Below are 9679 nucleotides of genomic sequence, written 5' to 3'. Positions count from 1 at the left end.
GGCGCTCACCGCGCCGGTGAGGACCGCATAGGCTGTCTTGTTGTGATGCCGGTGTCCGGAAGTGGCCAATTTCAGACCTCCCCTTCGGTTCGGAGATTGTCGCGTCTCAGCGGCATTTTTCGTCACTGCGCCCATCAGGTCGCGAAGCTTTTGCGAGGCGCCAAAGCGGTTGATGTGCCCGTTGAGCAGCCGACTTAATTTGAATTGATCATCAATCTTAGAACTGCAAAAGCGCTCGGTGTCGAAATGCCGCCTGGGTTGATCTCCTGTGCCAACAACACGATCGAATGAGGTGGTGACTTCCGTTTTTGGTCGATTTTGTTGCAGAAGTCGGTTGAGGCGAGCCGCGAACCTTGATTCGTTGTGATGACGCGAATCTCGGCGAGGTCGATCCATGATGGGCCGTGCGAAGAGTGATCAAGGTCAATTGTTCTACGAGTTTCAGCTTGGCGACGCGGTTCCTGAAGATCATCTCGTACGGAAGATCGATGCTGCTCTCGATCTGTCCTGGCTTCGCAGTGAACTAGCACCTCATTATTCGTCCATGGGCCGCCCGTCGATCGATCCGGAACTGATGGTCCGGATGCTGGTCGTGGGATATGTCTTTGCGATCCGTTCGGAGCGACTGATCTGCCGTGAAGTGCAGGTGAACCTTGCCTATCGCTGGTTCTGCAAGCTCGGGATCGAAGATGCTATCCCGGATCATTCGGCGTTCTCGCGCGCCCGCAACGAACGCTTCCGCGAGGGAGATGTATTTCGCCACATGTTCGAGCGGGTCGGTGGAGGCGTGCATTGCGGCAGGTCTGGTTGGCGGCGATGGCTTTGCAGTCGATGCGAGCTTGATCCAGGCTGATGCCAACAGGCGACGCTCGATCGCAGGTCAGGATTGGCGCAAGGACCGCGACCCGCAAAGGTCCAGCCGCGCGGTGAAGGAGTATCTGGCGACCCTCGACGATACAGCGTGAGGTGCCGCCAGCGACGTTGTGCCGAAGTTCGTCTCCCCATCCGATCCGGCAGCGCAGTGGACCGGAGCTCACAAGGGACCGGCATTCTTCGCGTACTCCGACAATTATCTCATCGACGTGAAGTTCGGCGTCATCGTTGATGTCGAGGCCTCCCGCTCCATTCGCCAGGCCGAGGTCAGAGCAGCGAGGACCATGATTGAGCGAACGGAGGAGCGCTTTGGTCTCAAGCCGGAGCGGCTTATCGGGGATACCGCTTACGGGGCCGCTCCAATGCTGAACTGGCTGGTCGAGGAGAAGGGCATCGCGCCACATACCCCGTGTTCGGCAAGTCGAAGCGGGATGACGGCACCTTCTCGCGTAGCGATTTTCGATATGACCCGACCGGCGACGTCTACCACTGCCCAGGCGGAAAGCGGCTTGGGACCAGCGGTACCGTGCACGAGGGCAAGACCCTTCTGTATCGCGCAAGCAAGCTCGACTGCAATGCATGCCCGCTCAAACCTCAGTGCTGCCCAAAGGAGCCATCACGCAAGATCCCACGCGATATCCATGAGCATGCCCGAGACGTTGCCCGGATGTTGGCTGGCACCAAGGGCTTCGAACGGTCGCGGCATGAGCGCAAGAAGATCGAGATGAGGTTTGCACACTTGAAGCGCATCCTGAAGCTCGGTCGGCTCCGACTGCGTGGTCCACGAGGCGCTCAGGACGAGCTTGTTCTGGCCGCCATTGCTCAAAACCTACGGCGGCTCGCATCGCTGGTTGCGCGACCTCCACCCGCTCAGGGCTCTGTGTGCTGCGTAGCGTAAAGTTGCGTAGAGAGCGTAGGGGCGCGGGACCAATCCCGCTACCCCAAGTGAATGGCCGAACCACATCACCGGTTACTGCCGACTTCTGCAACAAAATCGGCCCTAAGCCGAAGAGCGCCTCAACAACCGTGATGTCCGCTGTCGCTGGTAAACCGTTCGCGTAGCTGAAGTTGCCTCGAAGGCAGCTTCTCGCCCAAACAGTCAAGGGGATCAGCTCTACTGACGCACCCTCGCTTGCTGAGCTCCGCCTGCGACACCGTGTTATTCTTTGCAGATCTCTAACTCTTGCTGGAGTGTTCCTCAGGGCATAGCCTGCTCGCTCGCATTAGTTCTCTGCGCCGCCACAAAAGGGAGGGAACGATGGCTTTTAATCGTGTACTCATCGCATTGCTTTCGGTCGTTGCCATTCTGACCAGTTTTAGGGCCGTTGCACAGGGCGTGCCGCCGGAAGGCTCGGTCTCGGTCATATTCACAGCCACGCCTATTCCATCGCCCAAGCCAATGTCGATCGACAGCGGCAGAGAGTTTGTCTTTGTGAACCAAGCCATGGCAGCCTCGAACGAGGCTGAAAACCCTGTACTCAACAACATGGGTGGACGCTGTCAGTTGAGCCGCCTTACGGATTCGTCCGCAAAGACCGCGGAGATTCACGGGTTCTGTACTTACATCGACAAGGACGGTGATCAAGTGTTCGAACAGTGTGACTGGGTGCCGGGATCTCCCAACAATTGCAAGATCACTGGTGGAACGGGGAAATTTGAAGGCTTCCAGGCTGCGCTCGTCGTCACCATCGATCCGCTCAAGAGCAACTTCGATGGCATCAGCCAGGTCATTGGTCACAAGAAGGGAACGTACAAGTTCACCAAGACGAACTGAGCTAACCAGGTGCCAACAGCTACGTACTTGAAACGATGCCAGTGATATCGCCTGGCATAACGCAGTGACGTGATCATCGGCGGCTGAGACAATGCTGATGAGGCGACGAGTTTTCGTTGCGGCCAAGGCAAGTGCCGCCGTTGCATGGCCGTTGGTAGGATGGCCACAACAGCGGCAAACTTGGCGAATTGGGTACCTAATGCCCGGCTTCAAAGTTGGCCCCGACCTCAAGCTGCTTGAGGTATTCAAACAAGAGTTGAACACCCTGGGAATGTGAGCCGAACAGCGTCAGGACAGAAGCCGTCGCCAGCCCAAAGCCGACGTGAGGATGTTTGTGGTCGAGGTCAGAAAGTGATCCGCACCGATCGTTGAGACGTGGTATCATGTGTTTGGTCGTTGTCTTCAGGCTTCTGCGAGGATTGCAATGAGGCGACGAGAGTTCATTGCGGGAACTGCGGGGCTGCTCATTTCGCCACGTTCTTCGCAGGGGCAGGGTAAGCGTCGTCGGCTCGGCTTTCTCGCCATGGGCGATGGAAGGGGCAAGGCCCTTAATCAAGCCGAGGTTGCGTTCATTAATGCGCTGCGAAAAATCTCACCATAGAGTATCGCTTTTCTCAACCCGCAGATCGACTGACAGATTCCGTCGCCGACCTGATGGCCCTTGGCCCCGACATCCTGATCGCTCCAGGAGCGCAAGCAGCAATAGCGCTCAAATCGGCGACGGGCACGATTCCCATCGTATTCGTGGGTGTCGCTGATCCCGTGCACCTCGGCCTCATACAAAGCCTGTCGCGACCAGGTGGCAACATGACAGGCGTGACGACCAACGTCCCCGACGACTTCTTCGCAAAACGTCTGGAAATTCTTCGAGAACTTGTTCCCGGCGCATCTAAAATCGCAGTTTTGATCATTCCAGACAATCCACTGCAAAGGCTGTACTTCGCGGAAGAGATCCCCCGCATAGCCCGGTACCTCGGCGTGGCTCTGCCTCTCGTTCCGGCGACCAAGCCAGAAGAACTCGACATTGCCTTTGCCTCGGCCGCCCCCCAACACGCCGATGCGATCATTGATTTTGGCGATGCCCTCACCTATGCCCAGGCCCACCGGATTATCGCGCTCAAGGCTAAGTATCACCTGCCAGCAAACTACTTGTTCCGGCATTATGCCGATGCGGGATGGGGCCGATACCGCCGATCTATTCCGTCATGCGGGCGACTACGTAGACAAAATCCTCAGGGGTGCCAAACTGTGGACCTCCCGGTACAAAGGCCAACGAAGTTCGTCCTCATAATCAACGTAAAGACGGCCAAAGCGCTGGGTCTCACCGTGCCGACCTCGTTGCTGATACGAGCCGACGAATTGATCGAATAAGGCTCGGCTGCGCTGCATGGGAGAGACGTGCCTTTGCGACCAAAACACCATCCTACACATCGTCGCGGGCGTTTTGATGGCGCGGCAAAATGACGCCGGAATATCGAACGAACGTAGATTACGGTCGCCGCGCAGTGAGATCGCCCGCGGCTATGTCGAAGATGTTGGCTAACTGTGAAGTAGTTTACATCCCTGCATTCTTGGGCCACGCTAATGTGGCAGAGGCTTCTTAGTTTAAAGGAGGCATCCAATGCTCGCCGCAATCAAATGGAACTCCCGATATAGCGCTCGCGAATGGGTGATGATGGCTGGGGTGCTCGTCGTCCAACTCCGCGCACTGAATGCAAACCGACAGAAGGGTGAAAGCAAGCCAAAGCGGCCACTCTGGAAACACTTCGACGACACTCATCATTGGGACTTAACCGCGGAGGAATGGGTCCCCAACAAGATCAGTGATAGTGCAACGTATTATGCGTCCCGCAGGCCGAGTTCCGAGTCTCCCTCTCACTAACGGGCCTATCGAGCGGTGCGGTCGCGCACAAGTAGCTGGATCGAGATGTGCATGCCGTCGGCCGCTTGATAGCGATCCAGCAATTGCTTGGACCGTTTGCCGGCCGCTTTGGTAAACAATCTGGATGGCCGATCCTGGCATGGTCAGGGGTTGATGTCCGTTGGCAGCGCCAAAGGGAACGTGCTGGGATGCCGTGGGATCGACGCGATTGACCGGAGCGGAAATCGCAGACCAAGACCGTACGAACCTCTGGTAAGCCTCCGGTGGAGCTTTCAATTACCCACAGATTCTCCTCCGACCATGACACCTAGCGCTATGTCGGTGAGACGTGACAGCCCGCGCCACATGACGGTATTGCCGGGTGGCGGAGCGCTGGCGCGGGCGAGATAACCGCCGAGCCGGGCGACCTTGATCAGATAGTGCGACAGCGTTTTCCGTCTTGCTTTTGGTCTGTCGTTCACGAGGCGATCGAGCACGCCGATTTCAGTCGCGGTCAACGCGAGGGTTGGCGGCGCGTCTGGAGCCGAACGGTTGAGCATCGTCATCCAAAAGACCCGCCAACTCAGGATGCAAAAGAGCGAGATCAGACTGGTCAGACGCTGGGCGGTCCTGAGCTTTGATTCCTCAGCTTTGCAGCCTGATTTGAGGATCTTGTGGAACACCTCGATCTTCCATCTCAAAGCATACCATTCGAGCTTCTCAATGGCGTCGGTGCGGGAGCTAACAGGCAGATTTGTGATCAGCTTCCACTCGATTTTCTTTCTATTCTTCGGCGTCCCGCGCTCTTCGGCATGGATCACCGTCAAGGTCAGCGCGGGATAGCGCTTCTGCTTTCCGATCGGCGGCAGGACGCGAAGCTTGCGATATCGGATCTCGAGAATGGCCTCGTCGGGATCGCCGTTGTTGTTTCTGACGTTGATGCGATGCAGTCCTTTGACGGCAACCTCGTCCATTTCGTCGGCGATCGTGTGATTTCCATCCCCGGCCAAACGGTCAACGCAAGTCCTAATCACGAAATGCGTTCCAGCTTCCCGGGCCGCGCAGAACAGCTCATAGATGTCGCTCTCGCGATCACCGACATGGATGCATCGTCCCGGATCGCCCAGCAGCTCTGTGGATTGACGGACATTGTCCAGCCACCGAATGCTCTCCTTCTTCTCGATCGGAACGCGCGTCGGATTGATCTTCTTCTTAAGCGCGGCAGTCCCCTTGAATTTCTTCCGGGTCCAGAATTTGACGGCCGTCAGTCCAAGCGGCAGCCCTTCGGTTGTCACCGCCAGGCTCGAGTGCATCAGGATGCCACAAACCGTGTGCGACCTGAGGCGGCCCGCCTTGTCGCGCCCGCTGTTTATGCTCTTGGTGATCCCGATCGCGTCTGAGTTCTCTCTTTGATAACTGAACTCGGTCGTATCGTGGAGCACTAGAATAGGCCCGTCGGTGGCAATCGTGCGCTCACGCGTCGATTGAAAGTGGCCGGCCAGAATGTCCGCCTCACTGACCCGGTCGTTGGAGAAAAAACGATACGCGGCCTTGGTATTAGCCCAGTCCTGGCACACCAGCGGAATGCTTTCTCCCATGGCGCTCCCGAGCCGCTTATTCAGGCGCTCGTCGGCAAGGTTGCAACCAGCGAGCTCGCGATCAAACCATGCGTCGGCTTCTTCGTCCATTGGCACCGCCCCCTGCGAATCGGTGCCAGACAAGGAATCACGGTCGATTCCTGCGATGCAATAGTTGGTGCGCTCCCTCAGCCCTCTCGGCTAAATGTGGGTAATTGAAAGCCTCACCGGACGCTTACGTATGCAGTAGAGCGCGGCTGGCTCGATCTGCACGAGAGCGGTACCTACGTGCGGCTGCTGACGTCGGGCAGGATCTGCTGGCGCTCCATAAGGAACCGGCCCAGATTATCTGGTTTGCTGTTCGCTAGCTTGCCCCCAAGCTGGCGGAGCGGCCCCCGCCTATAATACCAGCCCACGCCGTGAAGCTGGGGCCGTCTCTCCGCCGTCCAGGTTGGCCTGTTTTAACCCCGACAGCTGCGAACTCAGGAACACTGGCAATCGGGACGCGTTCCTTTGCAGCTTCGAGCGCTGTGTCGGAGCGGCATTGGAGTAAACTTCCGGCTTCAAGGGACCTCATCCTCTTTCGGGGCCGGCCTTTTGGGATAGTTTGCCGCCGGTATTAGGGCAACAGCTGAACGAGCGAAAGAGCTTGCGAGTGCTACGATCGACAGCCTAGTCGAAATTTCCGCTCAGCCCGAAGAAAACGCTTCGCGCAAGCGCCGGCTTAAGGATCCTTCCGAGTTTCGAGCAGCGCGTATGGATCGCCCGAAGAAAAGGAAATGATCTCCGGCTCAAGCACGGGCGGGCCGCACCACACGATGAGGTGACTAAATTTGGCGCTATTTCAGTTCTGATCGGCGTGTTGATTATCGTCGTTGTCGGGGCGATCTGCTTTTGGGCGATCGACAGGTTCGCGCCGGACGGTCGACTGGCACAATTGCTGAAGCTCCTCGTGGTGCTCGTCTGCTTGGGTGCAATGGTGCAACGGCTGCTGGCGCTGACGTATTAGGCGAGCTACCTCACCGGCTGATCGGCACAGGGAGCATTTTGATTATCATGGGCGCGCTCGGTCTCCTCATTAACCGTCGGAAATCATGAAGGACAAAATCACGCCGGAGCATGAAGTGGCAGTCAAACAGCTATTGCGTCAGGCAGCCAAGGGTACACCGGGAGACAGACGCGAACCGCGAGTTTGCGCCGGATCGTGACTCGAACGCCATCGTATGGTTCCTGATCGCCCTACGATCTTCATGGTCGCCCACACGATCTGCGTGAAGATCGGAGCCATCTAGCTCAAGCAGTCGCGCCTGCGACCCGCCGGCTGGTCGAGATCGGATTGAGGGTGAATCGCGGATAGCCGCCCTCACGGATTTCAAAGCTGGTAGACCTTGCGGGCTGGCATTGAGCCCGTTCGGGACGGTCGCATCCATATCAAGAAAATCAATGCGCCTTTCCTCTACAAACTCAAGCCGCGCGCCTTCTGCGCGGCGCCAGACTGAGACGCACAAACAAAATGGGCCGCCCGTGCGAGCGGCCGAGTCATCAGGGGAGGAAACGCCTTAGAGGAGCGGCGGCTAGAGAGTCGCCTCGGCCGCGACCTCAACCAAGTGCGATCGCGGTGGGGCTTCTGCCCGGTCGGAACGTCTATAATCGATTTGGCGAACCGGTTGGGGGCGCTTGGGATGGTTTGTCACTCGTGTTTTCGCGCCACGTTTTTGCGTACTCGTGCTCAGCAATCCACTTAACTGCGTCGCCCTTCGTATTAAAACCCTTGATCACTTCCGTTTCGCCATCCGGCCACAGAATATCAACCCCCCAGCCAAGCCCAGGATTTTTCCGCACTCCGAAGGTTGGGCGCTCTTCTAACACCCTTCAAGTATGCGCCTATGGCACCCCGGTTCAAGCCAGCTATCCTGCCACAATCAAACTGATCCCACTACGCACGAGGCATAGTCGCCGCCGGTCCGACCTACGAGGTAATTGCGACCTACTTACGTTGCCGTTTCAATGGCCGCATGCCCGTCCTCACCCGCCGCCGCAGCACCGCCGACCGACACCGCGAGACTTGGCTCATCTTCTTCGGCGACGTCCGAGTTGGCGTGATCGGCCGCCGTGCCGAACTCCGCCCCACAATGGGCTTGGAGGTGCGGCTTCACTCCGGGCACACCTCCCGGCGAGCGTCGGAACGGCGTTGCCGAGACGTTCGAGAGTGCCCGCTCCGGCTTTCAGGATGCTTGGCAAGATTCGCCGCCGAACGCACGGAGGCCGACTACGAGGCTTGGCGCCGCCAGCACGATTAGACTGCCTGGAAAGACCGGATGCACGACCTGGCGCTGCCGCTGCACTCCACCATGGATTCTCACATTCGCTCTGATTACCGTCTGACTACCGCATGAAGCTTACCGCCGAGCGCCCCTTTGCCAACCCGGAAGCTGCCGCGCGTAAGCTGGTAGAGCTTGCGGCTGCCGTTGAGTCGGCTCAAGACGGTGAGCGGTACCTACGTGCGGCTGCTGACGTCGGGCAGGATCTGCTGGCGCTCCCGTTTGGAACCGAGCGCCGATTATTCAGTTTGGCTGTCTCGCTGGCTCGCGCCCGAGCTGGCGGAGCGGCCCCGGCCTACCCCAAAGGCCCCCCTGAAGCCGGGGCCGTCTCTATGCCGATGTGTTCTATGGCCAAAACCAATTGTTTGATTGTACAGGCCTACGGCAGACGACTGGATCAACTGCGTGCGGAGGCGTCCCTCATTGCTCGGGGAAGCAAGGTCGATTGGTGGGTCGAGCAAGCTGACAAGGGCACGCGATTTTGCTTCGACGATGCTGATGCCAACAAGTCCTTCGCCTCGATCTGCGAAAACTTCGCCGTACCGTGCCTTGATGTTCAGCGAAATAGAGGCCTGCCAGCGTGAACCGGCAGGCCTTTGATTTCGTGGCAATCAAATACGACGCTAACGCATTGAGCGCGGATACCCGCGCGAGTCTTCATCCGGGACCACTTCGAACGCGACACGCAGGCCCGCCGCTGGCCGAAACCCGTCGATGCAGTGGCTGAATGACAGACGACATCGCGCGCCGTCGTCGGGCGCAATGAATCCAAAGCCGCGATCCTGGTGCGATCCGCGCGGCGCTGATCGTCCCAATGCAGGCGCTCTCGGGCAGGCTCAAGCGGCTGATGCTGCAATAAACCGGGCGGGACTATCTCTTCCGGAAGAACCGGGCCAAATCCGCCAGTAGGCCGAAGCTGAATCGAAAGCCGGCAGGTGGTCGAGGTCGGTCGGCTTCCGAGGAAGCATTGCAGCGGGGCAAGGGTCGCCGGCTGCGCCGCAGCCGCAGGCGTGCGGACCATCCCAAGGGCGGTCTGGGTGGGCTTCGCACACCCAGCCGGTGTCTTCGCAGGCGGCGCAGTTCATGGATCAACCTTCGGAGCATCCGATCTTGGCCTCGGATGCACCCGTGCGTCGACCAGGACCTCGGTGATGGCGTCCCGCAGGCTGTCGCGGTCAAGGATGCGGATCAGCCGGTCGATGGTGGTCGCCGCGTCGTGCTCTTTCGTCAGGTAGTCCGCAATCGCCATCATGGCGAGGTCGTAGCTCTGCTC

At 58.6% G+C, this 9679-nt stretch carries 8 protein-coding genes and 1 pseudogene; 5 read left to right on the top strand and 4 right to left on the bottom strand.

What is annotated here, in order from left to right:
• Nucleotides 1-396: hypothetical protein (locus AC0L3K_RS39890; protein WP_473368131.1), on the bottom strand; the 396-nt coding region annotated here is incomplete at its 3' end.
• On the opposite strand from AC0L3K_RS39890, the pseudogene AC0L3K_RS39885 reads away from it, so the two are divergent.
• The 3 genes and pseudogenes from AC0L3K_RS39885 (at nucleotide 395) to AC0L3K_RS39875 (ending at nucleotide 4018) form a co-directional block, all read left to right on the top strand.
• Nucleotides 395-1771: pseudogene (locus AC0L3K_RS39885) on the top strand (transposase). The gene AC0L3K_RS39890 and the pseudogene AC0L3K_RS39885 overlap by 2 nt on opposite strands.
• Nucleotides 1772-2131: 360 nt before the next feature.
• A complete protein-coding gene (locus AC0L3K_RS39880; RefSeq protein ID WP_473368130.1) occupies nucleotides 2132-2647 on the top strand; it encodes a hypothetical protein in 516 nt (171 codons plus the stop codon).
• Between the two features lie 597 nt (nucleotides 2648-3244).
• Nucleotides 3245-4018, top strand: coding sequence for an ABC transporter substrate-binding protein (locus AC0L3K_RS39875; protein WP_473368132.1), 774 nt, complete (start codon nucleotides 3245-3247; stop codon nucleotides 4016-4018).
• Between the two features lie 783 nt (nucleotides 4019-4801).
• Here the strand turns inward: AC0L3K_RS39875 and AC0L3K_RS39870 are convergent.
• Nucleotides 4802-6196, bottom strand: a complete 1395-nt coding sequence (locus tag AC0L3K_RS39870; protein ID WP_473368129.1) for an IS4 family transposase — start codon at nucleotides 6194-6196, stop codon at nucleotides 4802-4804.
• Between the two features lie 712 nt (nucleotides 6197-6908).
• Between AC0L3K_RS39870 and AC0L3K_RS39865 the strand changes: the two genes are divergently transcribed.
• Nucleotides 6909-7094, top strand: a complete 186-nt coding sequence (locus tag AC0L3K_RS39865) for a hypothetical protein (RefSeq protein WP_473368128.1) — start codon at nucleotides 6909-6911, stop codon at nucleotides 7092-7094.
• Between the two features lie 982 nt (nucleotides 7095-8076).
• Here the strand turns inward: AC0L3K_RS39865 and AC0L3K_RS39860 are convergent.
• Nucleotides 8077-8241, bottom strand: coding sequence for a hypothetical protein (locus tag AC0L3K_RS39860; protein ID WP_473368127.1), 165 nt, complete (start codon nucleotides 8239-8241; stop codon nucleotides 8077-8079).
• 236 nt (nucleotides 8242-8477) lie between these two features.
• Here AC0L3K_RS39860 and AC0L3K_RS39855 point away from each other — a divergent pair, with 236 nt between their 5' ends.
• Complete coding sequence (locus AC0L3K_RS39855; protein ID WP_473368126.1) at nucleotides 8478-8990, top strand: hypothetical protein; 513 nt, start codon at nucleotides 8478-8480, stop codon at nucleotides 8988-8990.
• Nucleotides 8991-9487: 497 nt separating this feature from the next.
• Here AC0L3K_RS39855 and AC0L3K_RS39850 read toward each other — a convergent pair.
• A partial coding sequence (locus tag AC0L3K_RS39850; protein WP_473368125.1) for a hypothetical protein occupies nucleotides 9488-9679 on the bottom strand: 192 nt, incomplete at its 5' end.

The organism is Bradyrhizobium sp. MI1.10 (assembly GCF_055811035.1).
This window is presented reverse-complemented; position numbering and strand designations above follow the sequence as displayed.